Here is a 21,861-nt window from a genome sequence, read left to right as displayed (position 1 = left end):
CGGGATGCAGCTCTTGCTTGTCGATGACGAAGCGCATGTAGTGGACCGGTTTTCCACCACCATTGACTGGAAGGCGGAAGGCATGGAGCAAGTGTACAAAGCATACTCCGGCTTCGAGGCGATGGATCTGCTGAAGCAGTTCTCCATCGACATCGTCATTACCGACATCAAGATGCCGGGCATGTCGGGACTGCAGCTCATCGCGGAGATCAGACGGCACTGGCCGAAGACCAAATGCATCCTGCTGTCCGGGTATTCCGATTTCAACTACGCCAAGGAAGCAATAATCTATCAGACGGAGGATTACTTGCTGAAGCCGGTGAAGGAGAAGGATCTCGTCGACACCGTGAAACGGGTGAAGGATAAGCTGCTCGCCGAATGGGAGGAAGTCGTCTCCGTTCAGCGGCTCACCTATACGCTGCGCGAGAATTTGCCGCTCCTTCGCGCCAATCTGCTGAATGAACTGCTCCAAGGGCGAAGCATCGCCGAATCGAGATTGCACGACAGGATGAACATGCTGGAGCTGTCCGATTTTGAAGGCCGTTCTTTTGTGTTGATGATGATCCGGCTAGAGGAATATTTTCTGAAGGTGGACCCGGAGAGCCTGTCGTGGATGGAATATGCGATCAGCAATATGGTGGAGGAGCTGTACGGCAGCCGCTACAAGTTCTGGTATGCGAAGGATGCCCACGATTATTTGGTCTTCGTCATGGCGCCTAGGCAGGAAGGAGACGGCAAGGAGGACTCGCTCTGGTTCGAGCGCACCGCATCTTCGCTGCAATCGGCGGTCAGCACGTATTTGAAGGGGAAAATTTCGATCCTCGTCAGCGGAAGCGGACAGTTTCCGCAGGATGTGAGGGAGATGTACGGCCGCTCGATAGCTGCTTTTCGCAAGCGGATCGCCAACGAGCAGGAGCTGTTCATGCGTTTGGAGGACGAGCATGCGACGGTCGATATTCATCCGCTGCAAAACTTGTACGATCCCCCCAGCTTGATTCATCTGCTTGAAGCGGCGCGCTGGGACCATGCGAAGACGAAGCTGAAAACGGTTTTTGAGGATTTGGAGCAGCGGTATCCCGAATCGCAGGAGCACATATTGGAAATATATTTCCATATCGCTTCGGCATATGCGTACATTGCGCACAGAAACGGGCGGCACTTATCCGACATGCTCGGTTCCGATTACGACAAGATGTCGGAGGGGAATCCTTTTCGCTCGGTCAATCAGCTGAAGGAATGGACGTTCCGGACGCTGGAGCGGATGAAGCAGGACACCGACCGGGAAACCAAGGACACGAGAGCTTCCCTGATTCACGACATTCAGTCGTTCGTCGACGAGAATATTACGAATGATGTGTCGCTGCAGTCCATCGCCGATCATGTCTATCTGCATCCGGTGTACGTGTCCAAGGTCTATAAGCTCGAAACCGGAGACAACCTGAGCGACTACATTCAAACCGTGCGGATGCAGAAAGCGGAATATTTGTTAAAAAGCTCGACTGAAAAAATATACGAAATCGCCTCCCGGCTCGGCTATCAGCGTCCGCATTCCTTTAACCACGCCTTCAAGAAGCATAAAGGAATGACGCCTCAGGAGTACAGGGATCAGTTCACATAAACTTATCATTTATCGTTTCTTACCGTATTGCAGCACTTACAACAAGGGCAAACATAATTAGGAGGTTTCATTATGCTGTTATTCATCGTGTTGGTGGCCATCGTCGCTCTGCTCCTGATGATCACTGTAATCAAATTGAATCCTTTCGTCTCTCTGATCGTGACGGCTATCGGTGTCGGCTTGGCCGCCGGAATGCCGCTCGTCGGGCCGGATGCAGCTCATCCGGGAATTATCGATTCCATCAAGAACGGGATGGGAAGCACGCTAGGCTTCCTCGCCATCGTATTGGCGTTAGGAACGATGCTCGGTAAAATGATGGCCGAGTCAGGCGGTGCGGAGCGCATCGCCAAGACATTGATCGGTCTGTTCGGTGAGAAAAACGTTCATTGGGCAATGATGTTCGTAGCGTTCATCGTCGGAATTCCGGTATTTTTCCAGGTCGGCTTCGTCCTGTTGATTCCGCTTGTCTTCACGATTGCCCGCCAAACCGGAGTTTCTCTGGTCAAAATCGGCGTGCCCCTCGTAGCGGGCTTGTCCGTCGTCCACGGTCTCGTTCCTCCGCATCCGGCAGCGATGGCTGCGGTAGGCATTTTCAAAGCGGATGTAGGCACTACCATCTTGTATTCCATCATCGTAGGTCTTCCTGCAGCGATTTTGGCCGGACCGGTGTACGGTAACTGGATCGGGAAGAAGATCTACCGGGAAGTTCCGAAGGAAATGGGCGATCAGCTCACAGAAAGCGTAGAAGCGAAGGAGCTGCCGGGCTTTTTCAACACGATATTCACGATTCTTGTTCCCGTTCTGTTAATGCTAATCGCAACGATCGCCGACTTGTTCGTGGCCAAAGGGACGACGCTGTATCAAGCATTCAAGTTCATCGGCGATCCGATCGTCGCCCTGTTGATCGCAACGGTATATTCGTTCTTCAGTCTTGGGTATGCCCGCGGATTAAGCCGCGAAACGGTATTGAAATTTACGAACGACTGTCTTGCTCCTACCGCCACGATCTTATTGGTTATCGGCGCAGGGGGAGCTTTCAATAAAGTGCTGCTCGATTCGGGCATCGGCAATTACATTGCGCAGCTGGCTACGGCATCCCATATTTCGCCGATTTTACTAGGCTGGGGTATCGCTGCGATGATTCGCGTCGCGACAGGCTCGGCTACCGTATCGATGATGACGGCGGCAGGCATCGTAGCTCCGATAGCTGCTGTAATGCCGGGTGTGAACGTGGAGCTGCTCGTTCTGGCTACAGGCGCAGGCTCGCTGATTTTATCCCATGTCAATGACTCGGGCTTCTGGCTGATCAAAGAATACTTCGGCATGACGGTCAAGGAAACACTGGCAACGTGGACGGCGCTGGAAACGATCATTTCGGTCGTTGCGCTGGGGATGATTTTGCTGCTAGATGTGTTCGTGTAAGGGAAAGCTATCGGCCATAAATGAAATTGCAACTATCCAACGGTAATTAAGGAGGAAGACAGCAATGCAAATAGGGTTAATCGGTTTGGGAAAAATGGGATCCAACCTGGCTCTCAATCTATTAGACCACCAGCATGAGGTCGTTGTATTTGATGTGAACAAGGAGGCCGTTCAACGCGCTGCCGAAGCGGGAGCAGCGGGCGCGGGCTCTATTGCGGATATGGCGGCCAAATTGAGCCAGCCGCGCGTCGTCTGGATGATGGTTCCGGCGGGAGATTTGACGGAGCAAGTGCTGCAGGAGCTGAAGCAGCTGCTGGATTCCGGGGACATCGTCATTGACGGAGGCAATTCCCACTACAAGGATTCCATCCGCAGAGCGGGCGATCTTCGGGAGCAAGGCATCCGCTATCTGGACGTAGGAACGAGCGGCGGTGTGGAAGGGGCTCGCAACGGCATCTGTACGATGATCGGCGGGGAGAGTGAAGCGTTCCGGCATGTAGAGCCGATGTTCCAATCGATTTGTGTGGAGAAAGGATATTTGTACGCAGGCGCGAGCGGCAGCGGCCATTTTCTGAAAATGGTCCATAACGGCATCGAGTACGGAATGATGCAGGCGATAGCCGAAGGGTTTGAGGTATTGGATAAAAGTCCTTACTCCTTCGACTATGAGCAGGTGGCGAGAGTATGGAATAACGGCTCCGTTATCCGCTCCTGGCTGATGGAGCTGACGGAGAACGCCTTCTCCAAAGATCCGGCGCTTGAAGGGCTCAAAGGCGTCGTCCACGCTTCCGGCGAAGGGCAATGGACGGTGGAGACGGCTCTTGAATACGGGACGGCCACTCCGGTTATCGCATTGTCTCTGATGATGAGATACCGTTCACAGCAGGAGGACACGTTCTCCGGCAAAGTCGTTGCAGCGATGCGCAATGAGTTCGGCGGACATGCGGTTGTAGCTTCGGACAATTAAAATGGATTCGGATAGGCAAAGGAGGACGATTGTCGTGAGTACGAAATACATGATAGGGGTAGACATCGGAACGACAAGCACGAAGTCGGTATTGTTCGAAACGTCCGGCGTGTTGAAAGCAAGTCACGGCATCGAGTATCCGCTGTATTCGCCGAAGCCGGCTATTGCGGAGCAGGATCCGGATGAGATTTTTCAGGCGGTCGTCGCTACCATTAGACAGGTGGTGGCCAACAGCGGAGTCGATTCGAGCGACATTTTGTGCGTTTCCTTCAGCTCCGCCATGCACAGCGTTATTGCCGTCGACGCGCAGGGTACGCCGCTGACGAAGTGCATCACGTGGGCGGATAACCGGAGCGCAGGCTGGACGGAGCGAATTAAGCAGGAAATGAACGGCCATCACATTTACTTGCGTACGGGTACGCCGATTCATCCGATGTCGCCGTTAAGCAAATTGACATGGCTGCGCCATGAGCAGCAAGAGCTGTTCGATAAAACGAGCAAGTTTATTTCCATCAAGGAGTACGTCTTCTACCGGTTGTTCAACCAATATGTGGTCGACTATTCCATCGCATCGGCAACAGGAATGTTCCATCTTGAGAAGCTGGCATGGGACGAGGAAGCGCTGCGCATTGCCGGTGTTACGGCTGACCGGCTGTCGCAGCCGGTTCCGACCACCCATTATTTGACCGGGATGGAGCCTCATTGGGCGCAGCAAATGAATCTCCCGGCCTCTATCCCTTTCGTGGTCGGAGCGAGCGACGGCGTGCTGTCCAACCTCGGCGTTAACGCGATTGATCCGGGGACTGTTGCGGTAACCATCGGCACAAGCGGCGCCATCCGGACCGTGACGGACCGGCCGGTGGTCGATCCGAAAGGGCGCATATTCTGCTATGCGCTGACGGAGAACTACTGGGTGATCGGCGGGCCGGTGAACAACGGCGGCATGATTTTCCGCTGGGTTCGCGACCAGCTGTGCGCATCCGAGATGGAGACGGCGCTTCGTTTGGGCAAGGATCCGTACGAGATTTTGACGGAGATTGCTTCCCGAGTGAAGCCGGGCTCGGACGGATTGATTTTCCACCCTTACTTGACGGGCGAAAGAGCTCCCCTGTGGGATGCCAACGCAAGAGGCTCGTTCTTCGGACTGGGCCTTCACCACAAAAAAGAGCATATGATCCGGGCCGTGCTCGAAGGGGTTATTTTCAACCTGTACTCGGTGTTCATGGCGCTGCAGGAGCTCATCGGCATGCCGAACAAAATTCAAGCTACAGGCGGCTTCGCCCGCTCCGAGCTGTGGCGCCAGATGATGGCGGACATCTTCGATCAGGAGGTCCACGTTCCCGAGAGCGTGGAGAGCTCGTGTCTGGGCGCCGCGATCCTAGGCTTGTACGGAATCGGCGAGATTGATTCGCTGCATGTCGTATCGGGCATGGTAGGCGCAACACACCATCACGTGCCGAACAAAGACAACGTGGTCATTTATCAGGAGCTGAGCCGGATTTACGTCCGATTGTCCCGTCTGTTGAAGGAAGAGTACGGGGAGATCGCGGCTTTTCAGAAAAAATGGCTCTAGCGGCGGAAGAGCGTAAGCGACCGCCTTTGTTTTCAGAAGATTACCGCTATTGGCGTTAAATTAAAGATTTTCTGAAAACAACAGCGGCTGGAGGGAGGTACCACACCGGGGTACCCTTACAGCTTTTCCGTTCTAAGGGTTTCTTGGCAAGCTCAGAACAGCACGCTCTTAAGGAGCTGCTGTTCTTTTTTTGTGCCGGGTGATTCCGCCGCTTCCGAATGATGGCAGGCAGCAAACGCCGCACTCAAAAGTATGGTAACATGGAGGGATACAACATACGTAGCGTTTTGAGGTGGAGAGTATGGAGAACGCCCCTTTTACCGTGAAAAGCTTGCTGGAGCTGCCATTATTTCGCAATGCGAAATTGTTCGGCGGGCATGAGGGACTGGGCAATGAAATTTACTATATCGACAGCATGGAAATGCCGGACTTGACCGGATGGCTCCGTCCCAACGAGCTCATTTTGACGACGGGCTATTCGTTTCGCCATGAACCGAAGATGCTCGGGCGGCTGCTCGATGAGATGCATAAAGTGGGGGGATCGGCGGTAGGCATCAAATCCCGTCGGTTTTTTCACGAAATTCCGCAGGAAGCGATAGAAAAAAGCAACAAATATCATATCCCCTTATTTGATATTCCGCTGGAAGTTCCGTTCATGGATATGACGCGGACGATTCTGGATCAAATATTGCAGCGGCAGGCGTACATGCTGCGGGAGCTGCAGGAGGTGAACCAGCAATTCACGAATCTGGTGCTGAACCGCCGGACCTCGGAGCTAGTCGTTATGATTGGCCAGCTGCTCAAGTGCGAAGTGGCGGTAATGAACCACGAGCTGGAGATGGAAGGCTGTACCGCTCATTTTCACCGTGCCGACATCGCCGAGCAGCGGAGCGTCCGCGTCGGCAACCGCGTATTCGGTTATTTGGCCATCACCCGCAAGCTGGGGGAGCAGGACCGTTACGAGCAGATGTGCATGGAGCATGCGGTGACGGTGATGGCTGTCGAGTTCACGATCCGGCAGTCGCAGCAGCTGCAGAGGGAGCGGGAGCAGGAGGCGTTCCTTGTGGAGCTGCTGTCGGGCACGGATCACCAGGAAGACTTCATGCGCTACCGGGCTACCCGGCTCGGCATTCCGATCGGTACAAGCCAGTACGCCATGGTCATCAAAGGCGCTTGTCAAGCAGCAGATGCCGAAATGAAAGTAAGCCGGCAGTATCAAGGACTGCTGCGCGAAATCAACCAGCAGGGCGGATTTGCACGGAGAGCGATAGAGATGAACGGCCGCATCCTTATACTTTGTGCTGCCGCGAATAAGGACCGGGATAGCCAGCTGGAGCAGTCGAAGCGGTTCGCGCACGAGCTTATCCGGAAAGCGGGGGAATCGGACCCCGACGTCACCTTGTCGTGCGGCATAGGGGGGATCCGCGAACGGTTCGCGGAGCTGTCGGGCAGCTATCGCGAAGCTCTTAAGGCGCTTGCGATCGGCGAGCATTCCTGGTCGGCTGCTGGGGCTGCGGTTACCCATTACGACGACGTCATGGTCGAGCAGCTGCTTCTGGATGTGCCGGGACATCCGGTGCTTATGGGCCTCGCGGAGCGATTGGTCGTTCCGTTGGAAACGTACGACAAAGAGTATGGCACCCAGCTGCTGCAGACGCTGGAAGTGTATTTGAGGACGGGAGGCAATACGAAGCGGGTTGCCGAGGAGCTGTTCATTCACCGGAATTCCGTGCTGTACCGGCTCGAGAGAATCCGCGAAATCCTTCAGATCGACTTCAACGCCCCGGAGACCCGATTCCGGCTTGACCTGGCTATCCGGTATTGGAGAATGAAGACGATAGAAATTCCCAGTATATTGTGATGCTGCACAAATAAGGGTTTTGCGATTTAGGATGCTTCCTATAGCTGAAGCGTCCTTTTTTGGTTTATTCTAGAAACACCTGACGACAGGAGCCAAAAGTTGATGCAATTCAAGGGAGATGACAAGTTCATGACATTGAAGGATCATCGTGTAGTTATTATTGGCGGCAGCTCAGGTATTGGACTGGCTACAGCCAAGGCGGCGATAGCCCAAGGGGCGCGTGTAGTCATCGCCGGGCGTTCGTCCGAGAAGCTGGAGAAGGCGCAGGCGGAGATCAACAGCGAATCGCTGCAGGCATTTCAGCTGGACAACAAGAAGGAGGAAGCGATCCGGGCGTTCTTCAAGCAGGTAGGCAGCTTCGATCATTTGTTCACGCCGGGAGCTTCTTATGTCCGCGGACCGGTCACAGCGGATACCGACATTGCCCAGAGCTGCTTCGAGGGAAAGTTCTGGCCGCAATACTTTGCGGCGAAGCACGCGCTGCCTTACTTGTCCAAGCAAGGCTCGATCGTGCTTATGTCCGGTGCGTTCGGCCAGCGTCCGTTAGCGGACGGCGCCTCCTATGCGGCCTGCAACGGGGCGATCGAGAGCCTGGGGAAAGCGCTCGCCGTCGAGCTGTCTCCGATTCGGGTGAACGTCGTCTCGCCGGGCACGATCCGGACTCCGTTTCGTTCCGACGAGGGGGAGGCTGCGAATCGGGAATTGGCTTACGAGGCGTACAAGCAAATGTGTGCGCTTAAGAGAGTAGGGGACCCGGAAGACGTCGCGCATTCCGTCATTTATTTGATGACCAACCGTTATACGACGGGGAGCACCTTGTTCCCGGATGGCGGCTACATTTTGAGCTGAGATTCGCAGACTGGCCAATCGATAAATAGATTCAGGAAACCGCTGGGATAGCGGTTTTTTGTTTTTCCCAGTCATTCAGCTGCTCTTTATGACGAAACGCCCATTGACAATAGAAAGTAAATTCATTACTATATCCATAACGGATATATCATTAATGGATATATTGATAATGGATATAAAAGAACGGAAGTGATGTTTTGTCCAGAAACAATTCATTAACAGCCGAGCAGCTAACCGACTCCGCTTATTACATCATGCTTTCTCTGCTGTCTCCAAGGCACGGTTACGGAATTATGAAGTATATTGAAGAACTGACGGATGGGGAAGTGACCATCGGGCCAGCAACCTTGTATACGTTAATTAAGAAGCTGCAGGAAGCCGACTATATTCTGCTGGATGAGAGTGACACGGAACGGAGAAAGACGTATACGGCTACGGAGAAAGGGAAGGCTATTACGTTAAACGAGATAGAACGAAGGGCAAGAATGGCGCACCATGGCAAGATCGCTTTAGAATCTGTTGGGGAGGCGAAGACGAATGAGTAGGGCCCGATATGTCCTGTCAGGCGGGTTGGCATTTACGGAGGAAAAGGATATGAGGAAATTAAGTCAATGGGCCGAGAAGGGCTGGCTGCTAGAATCGTTTGCATTCCTCGGGTATACGCTGCGCAAAGCGGAACCGCAATCCGTTCAATATTGCATGGATATTCAGGACTTGAATAAAGCCGACCGGGAGGACTATTATGATATGTTCCGAGCCGGGGGATGGGAGCCGGTGTGCTCGTCAGGCGATACTATTCATATATTTAGAGCCAAACCCGGGACGAAGCCGATCCATTCGGATAACGATACGTTATATGAGAAATACCGCGGCGGGGCTAAGCCTCTGAAGTCGATGTTCATCGTGCTGGCTTTGGTGGCCGTCGCTTCTTGGATCCTTCAATATGCTTCCAAAGCGTTCGCGTGGAGTGTGGTGATCTCGAATATTTTCATGGCAATCTGTACTGTAAGTGCCGTCTTAATCGTCCCGGTTCTCATGACTTATAGCGCTTTTCGTTGGAAGTCCAGTAGGATCCGGCAAAATCGATAACAGTAAAATAGGGCTGCCGAGCCTTCGGCAGCTTTCTTGTTTTCTTTTTTTTGAGAAAAAATGGTTGACGAACCGATCCGTTCCGATTTAGTATATAGATATAATTCGAAACGTTTCGATTATGTTGAAGGGATGATAGAAGTTGTCTACAATCAAAGACGTTGCCAGGTTAGCGGGAGTTTCCTTGTCGACGGCCTCCTATGCTCTGAGCGGCGACAGCAAGGTCAGTCAGAAAACGAGGTTGAAAGTACTGGAAGCCGCCAAGCAGTTGAATTACCAGAAAAATGGCTTTGCGATGGATTTGAAGAAAAGCAGCACGAAGACGATTGCTTTAATATTTTGGGATCTTGCGGGGCCGTACTATTCGGAACTGATCAAAGGCGTACAAGAAGTGACGATTGCCAACGGATATGACCTTATTGCCTGCAGCTCCTTCGGTCAAAGCTCGACGGGGATGCGATTTTTGAAGGAGAAGCGGGTGGATGGAGCGATTATTTCTTCCCAAAATATTGACGATCAGGCTATATTGGACGCGGCGCGGGAAGGCTTCCCGATCATTCTGCTCGATCAGCATTTGGAAGGGGACTATATTACCCATGTCATGATCGATAACAAGCAGGGAGGTCGGATGGCAGCCGATTATTTGATCGGTCTCGGTCATAAGCAGATCGGGATGATCAGCGGTCCGTTCAGCTCGTATGCTAGCCGCAACCGGTATTTAGGGTTTCAGGAAAGCTTGAAGGCCCACGGCTTGGAAGAACAGCACAGATGGGTAATGCACGGAAGAATGAACCGTAAGGATGGGTATCAGGCGACCAAGACGCTGATTTTGCAGGGAGACTTGCCGACGGCTGTCGTATACGGCAACGACGAAATGGCGATTGGCGGGCTTGAGGCGTTTCGCGAAAGCGGCATACGTGTTCCCGACGATATCTCGATTATCGGATTTGACGATATAGAGCTTGCACAGTATGTGAATCCGGGGCTAACAACGATACGCCAGCCCAAGTATGAGATGGGGAATTTGGCGGCGCACGTCATGTTTCAGGCTCTTCGGGGCGATATTGTCAACAAAAGCTATCAGCTGCAGCTGGAGCTGATCGAGCGAAATTCATGTGCTAGCAGGTGATGGACATGGATAGGAAGCAGCAGGAAGAATCGGAATCTTGGGGGCGATATCCAGGTCGGATGCGTCGCCCCTCTGACTATCTAACATAAGGCAATGAGGCTTAGCAGGATATAAGACTGAAGCGGGTTCATCGACAAAATGAAATCGCTTACTTGGACGGTCTTGAAGCTTTTATCGTTTCCTGCATGCAGGTTGGTTATCGTTCAAGAACCGCTCGGTAATGGTAATTTTTTGACATAAAATCGAAACGTTTCGATAAATCACTAATTTAGCTGATAAAGGAGAACGAAGCATGGTCAAACGGCTGGGTATTATAGGTACGGGCAAGTCTATCGGAGTATCGAACGATCATTTGAAAGGAATACGGGCTGTTCCCGGCTGGGAGCTGACGTCGATTTATGATTTGCACAGGGACCATGCCGAGCATTTCGCCGAGAAAAACGGACTGTCCAGCAAGGTCATCCGATCGTCGCTTGATGATCTGCTCTCTCAAGTCGACGCCGTAACCATTTGCACGGACAATAAATCCCACGCGGAGCTGGTACGAGAAGCGCTGAAGCGGGGGCTGCCCGTACAATGCGAGAAGCCGCTCTCGCGTAATTATGCGGAATCGTTGGCGCTGGCCAAAGAGGCTCAGGAAGCGGGCGTCGTGCATTACATGAGCATGCAGTACCGGTATCATCCGTACGCGCAAATCATAAAAGGACTGATCGGCGAGCTAGGCGAGGTGTACTATTACCGGCAGAAGCTGGGCGGGGCTCGTATTGCGAATCCGGGGATCGGTTTGGAGTGGAGGATGCAGAAGGAATTATCAGGCCCGGGGGCGCTCATCGATTTCGGCGTTCATGAGCTGGACCTTCTTCACTACTTCCTGGCCGAAACGTGCGGGGACATTACGGAAGTACAGGCGGAGCTTGTAACCGCGATTAAAGAACGGGATAAGCTGGACGGTTCGGGTCGCTCTCAAGTGACTAACGATGACATGGGTGCAATCATCGGCCGTTTGGAGAATGGAGGTTTGGTGACGCTGAACAGCTCACGTGTGGTTCCCGACGACGGTAACGGACTCGAAATTGTAGGGACGCGAGGCGCGATCTGGATGGATGGCAGGGGAGACGTTTATTTCCGCGGCAAGAAGCCGAACGGGGCTTGGGATCAAGCAGCGCTCGTTCCGGCTGAAGCAAAGCATATGTTCCCGGGGCTTGCGCGAGGCAAGCAATATGCGGAGTTTCTCGATATTATCGAGAATGGAACCGGTTATGAGCTCGATTTTTTCTACGGGGCACAGATCGTCCGGGTCATTGACGCAGCCGTACGTTCAAGTGAGGAAGGGCGCAAAGTCAGTATCTCTGAAATCAAGGGTTAATACAATATCCGTACCGGGAGGAAACCGTCATGTTGAAGCTGAAAGGACTCGTTTGTTGCATGATGACCATAACCATTGGCGCGGGCTGCACAGGGACGAAGGAGCCGATGAATGAGAAGACGGAGGGCGATAAGCCGGTAACGCTGACAATGTATCAGAAAACAGCCGGCATTACGGATGAAGAATTTCAGGAATATTTCGTGAAGCCCGTTCAGCAGAAGTTTCCCCAAGTCAAGCTGGAAATGGTAAGAGCCTCCACCCAAGGCAATACGGAGCAGGAGCTCATGGTTAGCGGTACGTTTCCCGATTTGATTTACAGCAGCAATCCGGGCATTGCCAATTTCAAGACGCTTGGTCTGGTGGACGATTTGACGGATACGATCAAGAAAAACGGGCTGGACTTGAACGTTTATGATCCGAAAGCGATCGACTCGATCAAGCAAAACGGAGAAGCGGGACAGCTGTACGCTCTGCCGTTCTCGCAAAATTTTGGAGCCCTCATCTATAACAAAGATCTGTTCGACAAGTTCGCCGTACCGTATCCGACTGACGGAATGAGCTGGGAGCAGCTGCTCGAGCTGTCCAAGAAGCTGACGCGCAATCAGGACGGAGTGCAGTATATCGGCCTGGACCCTTATGCGGTCAATTTGATTGGATCCGGCTTGTCGCTGCCGTTTGTCGATCCCAAGACGAATAAGGCAATGCTCAATAACGACGGCTGGAGAAAAGTCTTCGATCTTTACAAGCAGCTGTTCGCCATCCCCGGATACGTAGATAACGAAAAAAGCAAGTACCAGTATGGCGTCAACGGTTTTTTCAAGGATAAAAACGTAGCGATGTTCACGCCCTGGTTCGATACGGTTGTTGGTCAGGCCGGTGCGATTCAGGATATGAAATGGGATTTGGCTGCGCTGCCGAACTTCAAAGAAGCGGTTGGAACCGGCAGAGAGTTCGACGTTCATGTCATCATGGTGTCCAACATGAGCAAACATAAGGAGCTGGCAGCGCAGATCATGCAGCTGGTGACGACGTCAGAGGAAGTTCAGGCGAAGATGACCAAGCGCGGCAGAATGACCGTCTTGAATAAGCCGGAAATGCAAAAGCTTTTTGCGCAGGATATTGAAGCGTTAAAAGGAAAGCAAATAGCATCGGTCTTCAAATCGAAGCCTGGTCTTGCGCATGTGCCTACCGTGTACGACTCGATAGCTTCTCAAAAGCTGAACGCCGCCTTGAAGGATGTAGCATTAGGCAATAAGGATGTGAACACGGTGATAAGGGAGACGGAAGAAGTCACCAATCTGGCGATTGAAGCAGCCAAAGGGAAGTAATGAGAGAGCAGATCGATTAAGGGCTAGGGCTGAATGCTTCTTAGTTCACCGTTCGATCATTCAGGAAAGGAAAGGATTGGAGCTAGCTATGAAGCTTGGATTTTTAACGAACGCACTCGTATGGGAGGGATTGAACAATATACGCGATATGGCGGATTGGGCTGCCAGCCACGGATTCGAGACACTCGAGGTGGGACCGAACATTCCGCTTGACGAAGCGCTGTTCTCTGAAGTGTTGGAGGAGGGCAAAATGACCATCTCCGCGCTTACGTATTGCCGGAACTATCTTAGTCCGGATGCGGAGGAACGATCGCTGCACCGCAAAGAGCTGATCAGCCGGATTCAATCGGCAGGCAGGCTGGGAATCCCCGTCGTCGTAACCTCAACCGGATTCGACTCCACGCGTGAACGCGAGCACTATGATGGTTACGAGGCAATCCGCAACAAGCCGTTGAACAGCCTGGACCCTGTAGTCCGCTTGTTCGCAGAGGTGCTGGAAGCAGCGGAAAAGGCTAATGTACGCGTAGCCATAGAAAATTGTCCGTTGATGGGCAATATGATGATTTCGCCGGAAATGTGGGAGCGGCTGCTCGAACGGCTGGAATCCCCGTATTTGGGTATGGCGTATGATCCTTCCCACCTGCTATGGCAAATGATTGACCCCTATGAGCCAATTAAGGAATTTGGGCCGAAAATCTTTCATGTTCATGCGAAGGATACGGAAATTTTGCGAGGGCGTCTGGCGAGAACCGGGATTTTGACGGATTTCTCCTGGTGGCGATACCGGCTGCCGGGATTAGGAGAGCTGGACTGGGTGAAATTCATCTCCAATCTGAGGGAGGCCGGTTATAACGGTATGGTCAGTATCGAGCATGAAGACCCAGTCTGGGGCGGAACGATCTCAAGAATTCAGGAGGGACTGCTGATCGCCAAGCGGTACATAGAGCAGATACCGGGGTTCCGCGTGCAATGAAAGCTATGAGAGGGAGAGGATTCGTTTGAAGCATCAATTAGCGGTACAGCTGTATACGCTGCGCAAGGAATGCAAGGACAATTTCCCGCAGGTGCTTCGCGACTTGCGCAAAATGGGCTGGTCCGGGGTACAAATGGGGGGCTTTTTCGGCTACGACCCGCAGGAGATTGCAGCGGTTATGGCGGAAACAGGGCTGAAAGCCGCCGGGTTTCACGCCGGCTTCGATCAGATGATGAATAAAACGGAACTGGTGGTGGAGCAAGCCCGCATACTGCAAACCAAAGATATCGTTTGCCCTTTTGTCCAGCCGCAAAACCGGACGGAGGAAGGGTACCGCAGGATCAAACAAGGTCTTAACGATGTAGCGGCAAGGCTGAGAGAAGAAGGCTTCCGCATCAGCTATCATAACCATGATTTTGAGTTTGATTGCCTGATCGATGGCCACAATGCGCTTGAATACTTGCTTAAGCCGCACCCGGACAACGAAATCCATGCGGAGATCGATGTATACTGGATTCAAAGAACAGGAAGAAACCCGCTCGAATTCATCCGCGCTTATGCCTTCAGGATGCCGATCATTCATTTGAAGGACATGAAAGGCGATGAAACGAAGGATTACGCGGAAATCGGTACCGGGACGATCGATTTCCCTCCCTTATTGCAATGGGGGCAGGCTAACGGGATTGAATGGTATGTCGTTGAGCAGGATGAATGCCGGCGCAGCCCGATGGATTGCGTAGAAACGAGCTATAACAATTTAATCCAATGGATACGGGAGTGACCGGCGATGCGAATCATTTATCTGGATATCGATTCATTGCGGCCCGATCATATGGGCTGTTACGGATATGAACGAAATACGACGCCGAATATCGATGCCATTGCAGCGGAAGGGGCCATATTCACACGATGCTACTGCGCTTCTTCGCCTTGCGTTCCCTCACGGGCAAGCTTCATGTCGGGACGGTTCGCCATCCATCACGGAGCGCTTACCCATTGGGGGCCAGGCTACGATTTTTATTATCCGGAAGGGGACGGCCACAGTGAGCATTATGCTTTTTTTACGCGTCACTTGCGGCAAGCCGGATTGAAGACGGTAACCTTCTCCTCGTTCGGCGACCGTCATCATGCTTGGTGGTATTTTGCCGGGTGGGATGAAGTGCATACGCATACGCTCAAGGAAGGGAACGAGAATGCGGACGAGGTGAACGCAGCGGTGATTCCGTGGCTGCAGCGGCACGGGAAGGAGGAGGATTACTTCCTGCATATTCAGTATTGGGACCCTCATACGATGTACACGTATCCTCCGGAATACGCTGAGCAGTGGAACGGCGAGCCGGCGAAGGCATTCCCGGATGAAGAGACGATCCGGAAGCATCGCGAGGATGTGTTCCCGAGGTCCGCATCTTTCCTGCATACGGCCGAGCATATTCCGGAGACGATGCCCGGACAAATCCGCGACCGCCGGGATTTCGAGCGGCTGCTGAACGGATACGACGGCGGAATCAGTTACATGGATAAACATGTGGGTGAGCTTCTTCAGACGTTAAGAGGGCTCGGCATAGAGGATGAGGTCACGTTCATTATCAGTGCCGATCACGGAGAATCGATGGGCGAGCAGGGGATTTATATGGAGCACGCCAGCGCTACCGAGCCGGTACACCACATTCCGCTGATCATCAAGGCTCCGGGCATTACGCAGCCGGGAACCGTATGCGATGAATTCGTATACAACGTGGACGTGATTGCAACCATAACCGAAATGACCGGGTTAACCGTTCCGGGAGGCTGGGACGGCCGATCCTTCATGCCAGCACTGCGAGGCGAGCATTGGGCTGGCAGGGATTATCTTGTAATGGATCACGGTCTGTATACTTGCCAAAGGGCCGTTCGTGACCGCAAGTGGCACTATATCCGTACTTACCACCCGGGGCTGTATCGCTTTGATCCGGTCACTTTATACGACATGGAGAACGATCCGTTTCAATTGGACAATGCAGCGGAGCGATATCCCGATATCGTCAAGGAAATGGACCACCGAATAGCGCTCTGGACACAGGAGCAGCTGGGACAGCCGGGCAGCCGGATGGACCCGCTGCATCAGGTTATCGAGACGGGTCCATGGAAGTACGTGAAACTGGAGGACTGGGTGGAGCGGCTCCGCCGTGAAGGGTGTCATGAAGCTGCAGAAGCGCTGATGGCGAAATACGCGCCGGTTCATTAATGGAATCCTGTTTCGATTGTTGTGCAGGTACGGAGCTGCTCTGTGAGGAGCAGCCCTACTCTACCGCAGGAGATGAGAACAGCGGATCCGATTTGTACGGACTAATTTGAAAGCGATTACAGAATTTCTTGGAATCGGCTATTATACTTTCCACGCACATGATGCAGGGGACCGCCGCTGATGTCAAGTGACCATTAGGAGGAAAACAATGAGTGTTCATCCATATCACAAAGGTCGAATCGTGACCGTATTCATATTGCTGCTAGCATTATTAATGGCAAGCTTCAGAATAGTTCCTGCTCAGCAAACAGCACATGCCGGCACGGTTCCACCTTTGCTTGTAACCGAGTTGATGGCTTATCCGAACGATCCTAATGAGGCTTACGAATACATTGAGATTTACAATAACAGCTCGACCGCCATGGACCTAGTCACTACGAATGTATATCTGTTTTGGGACAATACGCAGCCGTTCAGCTCCTCCAAAATAGCAGCGCTCGGCACGATCGAGCCCTATCCCGGTTCATCCAATGCGATTATTGGAGCTTACAAGAGCAAAGTCATTTGGCTGAAAAAGAAGAGCTTATCGGGAACCGCAGCCGGAAGCTTGAACGGTTTCAATACGTTATACGGAACGAGCTTGACTTCCGACGATCTGGTTATGCTGCAGGTCTCTGGCAATGGGCTGCCGAACGGCCTGCGAAGAGATATTGCGCTGGTTCCGGCCGGCACAGACCCGGCAGTTGGCCGGATCGTCGGGGCAACCTTCGTTGGAGGCACCGATTTCATCAGAGGAGAGAGCGTGGACTATTACTATCCAATAGATGGAAGTAGTATTATGCAGCGTAAAACGCCGGACTCCTATCACCGGCAGCCGTTCCCGGGTACGGTTGATCAGACCCAAGTGCCGCTGACTATACCGCCTTCTGGCGATCCCCCCATCCTGGAGCTTGTCAGCCGCAAGTCATTCGACTATTTCTGGAATACGGCCAATACGGATCCGAACAGCCCGGGCTACGGACTTGTACCTAAGGGCATCACGGGCAACAATGTGAATACAAGCAGTACGGCCGGAGTCGGCTTTGGCCTTGCTGCGCTTGCGATTGGAGCAGAACGGGGGTGGGTGTCGAGGACGGACGCCGAGACCAGAGCGATTGGAACGCTCAACACGCTGTTGAACAACGTGGATCATGAGCACGGTTTTCTGTACCACTTCGTGAATACGTCCACGGGGAAGAGAAACAGTGAAGCTGAGGCTTCGTCCGTCGATACGGTCCGTGCCGTCAGCGGCGCGATTGTGGCGGGTCAATATTTTGGCGGGACGGTTAAACAGCTGGCACAGCAGCTATATGACCGGGTCGATTGGCAATGGATGCGAGACCCTGTGACGAATCAGTTTTATAAAGGGTACCGTCCGGACACCGGGTACGGCACCCGCTGGACCAACAGCGGCGAGCAGCTGGCTCTCTACGTACTGGCGGCCGGTTCGTCAACCCATCCGGTCAGCGGCGATATGTTTTACGGCTTCAACCGGAATGAAGGATCCTACGGAACGGGACCATCGTACATTTATTCATGGTTCGGTTCCATGCATACGTATTTGTACTCTCATGCCTGGGTCGATTTTCGCAACAAAGTCGATCTGCAGGGAGTGAACTGGTACGACAATTCACAGAAAGCGGTGCAAACCAACAGGCAGTATTCCATTGATATGGCGTCACAGTATTCTACCTACGGAACGAATGCATGGGGGCTGCTGGCGGGGAAAGGCCCGAATGGATACGAGGGGAAAAATGGAGCGCCGCCGTCCGGGAGCAGCAATACGGCTCAGCAGACGACCGGGACATTGCCTCCGGCCGGCGCAGCCGCCGCTATCGTGTTTGCCCCGCAGCAGTCGATCGATGCGATGAACCATTATTATAATGACCTTCCTGAACTCTGGGGACCTTACGGGTTTTATGACGGAGTCAATTTGGCTGTAAGCCCGGCATGGTATGCTGACGATTACTCGGTCATTAACGTGGGTGGACCACTGCTGATGATCGAAAATTACCGCAGCGGCTTCGTCTGGAGATGGTTCACGAACAACGCTTCGGTTCAGGCCGGTATGAAAAGCATTGGACTGTCCGGCATTCAGCCGCCTGCCGATGTACTGAATCCGAGCGTGAGCTGGGGCAGCGGGTCGGCAACCGTAAGCTGGAGCGAGCCTGCCGAAACGATGGCGAGATCGGACTATACTTTTGTCAACATATATCGGCAGGACGGCACGAAGGCAGTCGGGCCGATTCCGCAAGGAGTAACAACCGTGACAATTACCGGGCTTACAAGCGGAAGCAGCTATACGTTCAAGGTAGTCAGAGTAAAAAATGGGGTCGAAAGCGGCGGTGTACAGATTGCCGAAGGGCAGCCTTTTTAAAAGCCGAGTCACTGCATAGAGCTGCTCTATCGTGCGAGCGGATAGGTTCTACGAATATCAATGTCATTGGGGTCGCCGATTCAGGCGGCCTTTTTAGCTTTTTTGGATGGGTACAAGAACTTACGTCTCATTCCAACAACTGCTCCCGCAGCGGCAAAGAATGTCGAATTTCAAAAAAAATACCCATTATTCAAAGAAAAATAATAGAAATTTGGAGAATCTTAGATTCTACCACTTTGCATAAAAGCTAGAATCTGATAGGATATAAAGAAATACGATAGATTTAGTATGAATTAAAAGGAGGCACCTTTTCCATGGAAAAACTGATGCTTGATTCCATACAAGAAATGACGCATCTGGATCAACTCGAGGCTGAAGCGATTTATATTATTCGAGAAGTAGCGGCGGAATGTGAGAATCCCGTGATGCTGTATTCGATCGGGAAGGACAGCTCCGTGATGCTGCATTTGGCGCTGAAAGCCTTTTATCCCGAGAAACCGCCATTTCCTTTCATGCACATTGACACCACGTGGAAATTTAAAGAAATGATCGAATTCCGCGACCGCAAAGCCAAAGAATTCGGGATCGAAATGATTGTCCACTCGAATGAGGAAGGTGTTAAGCAAGGAATCAACCCATTTGATCATGGTGCCGCGTATACCGATATTATGAAAACCCAAGCATTGAAGCAGGGATTGGACAAATACGGATTTACGGCTGCGTTTGGCGGCGGAAGACGTGACGAGGAAAAGTCGCGTGCGAAGGAGCGGATTTTTTCATTTCGGAATAAGAACCATGCGTGGGATCCGAAAAACCAACGGCCGGAAATGTGGAAGCTGTTCAACACAAAAATCAATAAAGGCGAGAGCATTCGCGTCTTCCCGTTATCCAACTGGACGGAAAAAGATATTTGGCAATACATTCGCAGAGAAAACATTGACATTGTGCCCCTCTATTTTGCCAAAGAAAGACCTGTCGTTAACCGCGACGGACATATCATCATGGTGGATGACGACCGGTTGAAGCTAGAGCCTCATGAACAAGTGGAAATGATGAAGATGCGTTTTCGCACGCTAGGCTGTTATCCGCTTACTGGCGGTATCGAGTCGGAGGCGGATACACTTGATGCCATTATAGAAGAAACTCTTGGCGCGGTTTCATCCGAACGGACAAGCCGGGTTATTGACCAGGAAGCGGCTGGTAGTATGGAAAGACGGAAACGGGAGGGCTATTTTTAATGAAAAGTCTGCTTAAATTTATTACATGCGGAAGTGTAGACGACGGCAAATCCACGTTAATCGGACATATGCTTTATGACGCGAAGCTGTTGTTCGCCGACCAAGAAAAAGCATTGGAGCTGGACAGCCGGCTCGGAAGCCGCGGCGGAAAAATCGACTATTCCCTGCTTCTTGACGGCTTGCTGGCTGAGCGTGAACAAGGGATAACGATAGACGTGGCGTATCGGTATTTTACGACGGATCACCGTTCATTCATTGTAGCGGACACGCCGGGACACGAAGAATATACCCGTAACATGGCGGTAGGCGCATCCTTTGCGGATCTTGCAGTGATTCTCGTAGACGCGACCAAAGGGGTCATTACTCAGACCAAGCGCCATGCCCGGATATGCGCACTCATGGGAATTAAGCATCTTGTATTAGCTGTGAACAAAATGGATTTGGTAGGCTTTGATCAAACGAAATTTGATGAGATCAAAGAAGATTTCTTCCGGACGACTGCCGAATTTCACCTTCAAAGCATCGAAGTGATTCCTGTTTCTGCCACGGAAGGGGATAACATTACCAAAAAATCGCAAAATACCCCTTGGTATGAGGGTCTTCCGTTGCTGTCGTATTTAGAAAATGTGGATGTCCATAATACCAACGACTTGAAGCAATTTATGATGCCCATTCAGCGTGTCTGCAGACCGGACCATACGTTCCGCGGCTTCCAAGGCCAGATTGAGACCGGGCATATCGCGGTCGGCGATGAGCTGACTACGCTGCCAAGCCGTGAGAGAGCGAAAGTCAAACGGATCTTAGTGACGGATCAAGACAGGGATTCGGCTCATGCCGGACAACCCGTAACTATTCAATTGGACCGGGAGGTCGACGTTTCGCGGGGCTGTGTTTTCACGAAGGACAACCAAATAACCGAGGCTGACAGTTTTACCGCGACGATTCTGTGGATGGATGATTCCGTTCTGACTCCGGGTAAAAACTATTTGGTCAAAGTAGGCACAAAAGTACTGCCCGGCACGGTAACGGCAATTACTCATAAGATCGATATTAATACTGGAAATACGGTGCCGGCTGATCAAATTGTCAAAAATGAATTGGCGAAATGTGAGTTTTCTTTAGCGGACAACATCGTTATTGATTCCTTTGAGCAATATAAAAGCATTGGCGGATTTATTCTGATCGATCGTGTAACCAATATGACATCCGCTTGTGGCGTTATCGACCAAGCCATTCAAAGATCCGAACGAGTGGCACAGCTGGATACGGAGATTACGAGAGAGGTTCGTGCTCAGCAAAAAGGACAAACCCCATTGACGCTCTGGTTTACCGGATCGGTTGCGGATCAATCGCCCCTTGCGAAGGAAGTCGAGAAACGTTTGGTATCGTCAGGCTACCATACTATGCTGCTAGAGAACCGCCAGGGAGAGCCGGCGCGGCGAGTGGCGGAAGTAGCCAAATTAATGAATGATGCGGGACTTATTGCATTGGTTTCTAATTCCTTGCATGAAAACGACCGGGCAACGGTGAGAGACATCCTCGGCAAAGAATATACGGAAGTGAATCTAGACGGTTCGTTCGCAGGCAGCTCGAGCACCGATGATGCAGCCGGAAACCCGGTAATCGAAATCGATACAAGCAGAACTTCTATCGAAGAAGCTGCTCGGGTTGTAGTTAGACGGATTACGAATTATGTAGTCAACTTGTAGACGCGTAAGCAAACCGATTGACGTTAGCGAAGTGGGTTTTGAAAAAAATAGTATCCCTGCATCATCGTAACCTAGTGATGCAGGGATATTTTTACATTG

17 protein-coding genes are annotated in these 21,861 nt (G+C 52.1%); all 17 read left to right on the top strand.

Annotation, left to right across the window (positions count from 1 at the left end; all coding sequences use genetic code 11):
• Window positions 1-4: 4 nt before the first annotated feature.
• The 17 genes from ACFQ88_RS30945 (at window position 5) to ACFQ88_RS30865 (ending at window position 21,762) form a co-directional block, all read left to right on the top strand.
• Window positions 5-1,618, top strand: coding sequence for a response regulator transcription factor (locus ACFQ88_RS30945; RefSeq protein ID WP_379460390.1), 1,614 nt, complete (start codon window positions 5-7; stop codon window positions 1,616-1,618).
• A gap of 72 nt (window positions 1,619-1,690) precedes the next feature.
• The gene (locus ACFQ88_RS30940; protein WP_239634090.1) at window positions 1,691-3,040 is read left to right on the top strand and encodes a GntP family permease; all 1,350 of its coding nucleotides are present in this window, start codon (window positions 1,691-1,693) and stop codon (window positions 3,038-3,040) included.
• Between the two features lie 64 nt (window positions 3,041-3,104).
• The gene (gene gnd / locus ACFQ88_RS30935; protein WP_379460388.1) at window positions 3,105-4,007 is read left to right on the top strand and encodes a phosphogluconate dehydrogenase (NAD(+)-dependent, decarboxylating); all 903 of its coding nucleotides are present in this window, start codon (window positions 3,105-3,107) and stop codon (window positions 4,005-4,007) included.
• Between the two features lies 1 nt (window position 4,008).
• Window positions 4,009-5,580 (top strand): gluconokinase, encoded by a 1,572-nt coding sequence (gene gntK, locus ACFQ88_RS30930; protein ID WP_379460386.1) that lies wholly within the window; start codon window positions 4,009-4,011, stop codon window positions 5,578-5,580.
• A gap of 301 nt (window positions 5,581-5,881) precedes the next feature.
• Window positions 5,882-7,441 (top strand): PucR family transcriptional regulator, encoded by a 1,560-nt coding sequence (locus ACFQ88_RS30925; RefSeq protein ID WP_379460384.1) that lies wholly within the window; start codon window positions 5,882-5,884, stop codon window positions 7,439-7,441.
• 129 nt (window positions 7,442-7,570) lie between these two features.
• Window positions 7,571-8,290: an SDR family oxidoreductase gene (locus tag ACFQ88_RS30920; protein WP_379460473.1), complete on the top strand. Its 720-nt coding sequence runs from the start codon at window positions 7,571-7,573 to the stop codon at window positions 8,288-8,290.
• 197 nt (window positions 8,291-8,487) lie between these two features.
• The gene (locus ACFQ88_RS30915; protein WP_239634093.1) at window positions 8,488-8,835 is read left to right on the top strand and encodes a PadR family transcriptional regulator; all 348 of its coding nucleotides are present in this window, start codon (window positions 8,488-8,490) and stop codon (window positions 8,833-8,835) included.
• Window positions 8,828-9,379: a DUF2812 domain-containing protein gene (locus ACFQ88_RS30910; RefSeq protein ID WP_239634094.1), complete on the top strand. Its 552-nt coding sequence runs from the start codon at window positions 8,828-8,830 to the stop codon at window positions 9,377-9,379. Before ACFQ88_RS30915 ends, ACFQ88_RS30910 begins: the two co-directional genes overlap by 8 nt.
• Window positions 9,380-9,521: 142 nt before the next feature.
• Window positions 9,522-10,508, top strand: a complete 987-nt coding sequence (locus ACFQ88_RS30905; protein ID WP_379460381.1) for a LacI family DNA-binding transcriptional regulator — start codon at window positions 9,522-9,524, stop codon at window positions 10,506-10,508.
• A 292-nt stretch (window positions 10,509-10,800) separates the two neighbouring features.
• Complete coding sequence (locus ACFQ88_RS30900; protein WP_379460379.1) at window positions 10,801-11,874, top strand: Gfo/Idh/MocA family protein; 1,074 nt, start codon at window positions 10,801-10,803, stop codon at window positions 11,872-11,874.
• A 29-nt stretch (window positions 11,875-11,903) separates the two neighbouring features.
• Entirely contained in the window at window positions 11,904-13,202 is a 1,299-nt protein-coding gene (locus ACFQ88_RS30895) for an ABC transporter substrate-binding protein (RefSeq protein ID WP_379460377.1), read from the top strand.
• A gap of 88 nt (window positions 13,203-13,290) precedes the next feature.
• Entirely contained in the window at window positions 13,291-14,175 is an 885-nt protein-coding gene (locus tag ACFQ88_RS30890; protein WP_379460375.1) for a sugar phosphate isomerase/epimerase family protein, read from the top strand.
• A gap of 25 nt (window positions 14,176-14,200) precedes the next feature.
• Window positions 14,201-14,956, top strand: a complete 756-nt coding sequence (locus ACFQ88_RS30885; RefSeq protein WP_379460373.1) for a sugar phosphate isomerase/epimerase family protein — start codon at window positions 14,201-14,203, stop codon at window positions 14,954-14,956.
• Between the two features lie 6 nt (window positions 14,957-14,962).
• On the top strand, window positions 14,963-16,399 hold the full coding sequence (locus tag ACFQ88_RS30880; RefSeq protein WP_379460371.1) for a sulfatase family protein: 1,437 nt from the start codon (window positions 14,963-14,965) through the stop codon (window positions 16,397-16,399).
• A 208-nt stretch (window positions 16,400-16,607) separates the two neighbouring features.
• Window positions 16,608-18,815, top strand: a complete 2,208-nt coding sequence (locus ACFQ88_RS30875) for a glucoamylase family protein (RefSeq protein ID WP_379460369.1) — start codon at window positions 16,608-16,610, stop codon at window positions 18,813-18,815.
• A 314-nt stretch (window positions 18,816-19,129) separates the two neighbouring features.
• The gene (gene cysD, locus ACFQ88_RS30870) at window positions 19,130-20,053 is read left to right on the top strand and encodes a sulfate adenylyltransferase subunit CysD (RefSeq protein WP_239634102.1); all 924 of its coding nucleotides are present in this window, start codon (window positions 19,130-19,132) and stop codon (window positions 20,051-20,053) included.
• Window positions 20,053-21,762, top strand: coding sequence for a GTP-binding protein (locus ACFQ88_RS30865; protein WP_379460367.1), 1,710 nt, complete (start codon window positions 20,053-20,055; stop codon window positions 21,760-21,762). The genes cysD and ACFQ88_RS30865 overlap by 1 nt, the downstream gene beginning before the upstream one ends.
• Window positions 21,763-21,861: the final 99 nt, after the last annotated feature.

This window comes from Paenibacillus sp. NPDC056579, assembly GCF_042793215.1.
Lineage (GTDB): Bacteria > Bacillota > Bacilli > Paenibacillales > NBRC-103111 > Paenibacillus_S.
The sequence above is the reverse complement of the archived record's forward strand: the minus strand, read 5'-3'. Positions and strand labels throughout refer to the sequence as shown.

Coding starts and splice junctions, on each gene's coding strand:
- ACFQ88_RS30865 (WP_379460367.1), top strand. CDS start 20,053: ATGAAAAGTCTGCTTAAATTTATTACATGCGGAAGTGTAGACGACGGC.
- ACFQ88_RS30920 (WP_379460473.1), top strand. CDS start 7,571: ATGACATTGAAGGATCATCGTGTAGTTATTATTGGCGGCAGCTCAGGT.
- gnd (WP_379460388.1), top strand. CDS start 3,105: ATGCAAATAGGGTTAATCGGTTTGGGAAAAATGGGATCCAACCTGGCT.
- ACFQ88_RS30890 (WP_379460375.1), top strand. CDS start 13,291: ATGAAGCTTGGATTTTTAACGAACGCACTCGTATGGGAGGGATTGAAC.
- ACFQ88_RS30900 (WP_379460379.1), top strand. CDS start 10,801: ATGGTCAAACGGCTGGGTATTATAGGTACGGGCAAGTCTATCGGAGTA.
- ACFQ88_RS30875 (WP_379460369.1), top strand. CDS start 16,608: ATGAGTGTTCATCCATATCACAAAGGTCGAATCGTGACCGTATTCATA.
- cysD (WP_239634102.1), top strand. CDS start 19,130: ATGGAAAAACTGATGCTTGATTCCATACAAGAAATGACGCATCTGGAT.
- ACFQ88_RS30925 (WP_379460384.1), top strand. CDS start 5,882: ATGGAGAACGCCCCTTTTACCGTGAAAAGCTTGCTGGAGCTGCCATTA.
- ACFQ88_RS30910 (WP_239634094.1), top strand. CDS start 8,828: ATGAGTAGGGCCCGATATGTCCTGTCAGGCGGGTTGGCATTTACGGAG.
- ACFQ88_RS30895 (WP_379460377.1), top strand. CDS start 11,904: ATGTTGAAGCTGAAAGGACTCGTTTGTTGCATGATGACCATAACCATT.
- ACFQ88_RS30880 (WP_379460371.1), top strand. CDS start 14,963: ATGCGAATCATTTATCTGGATATCGATTCATTGCGGCCCGATCATATG.
- ACFQ88_RS30945 (WP_379460390.1), top strand. CDS start 5: ATGCAGCTCTTGCTTGTCGATGACGAAGCGCATGTAGTGGACCGGTTT.
- ACFQ88_RS30940 (WP_239634090.1), top strand. CDS start 1,691: ATGCTGTTATTCATCGTGTTGGTGGCCATCGTCGCTCTGCTCCTGATG.
- gntK (WP_379460386.1), top strand. CDS start 4,009: ATGGATTCGGATAGGCAAAGGAGGACGATTGTCGTGAGTACGAAATAC.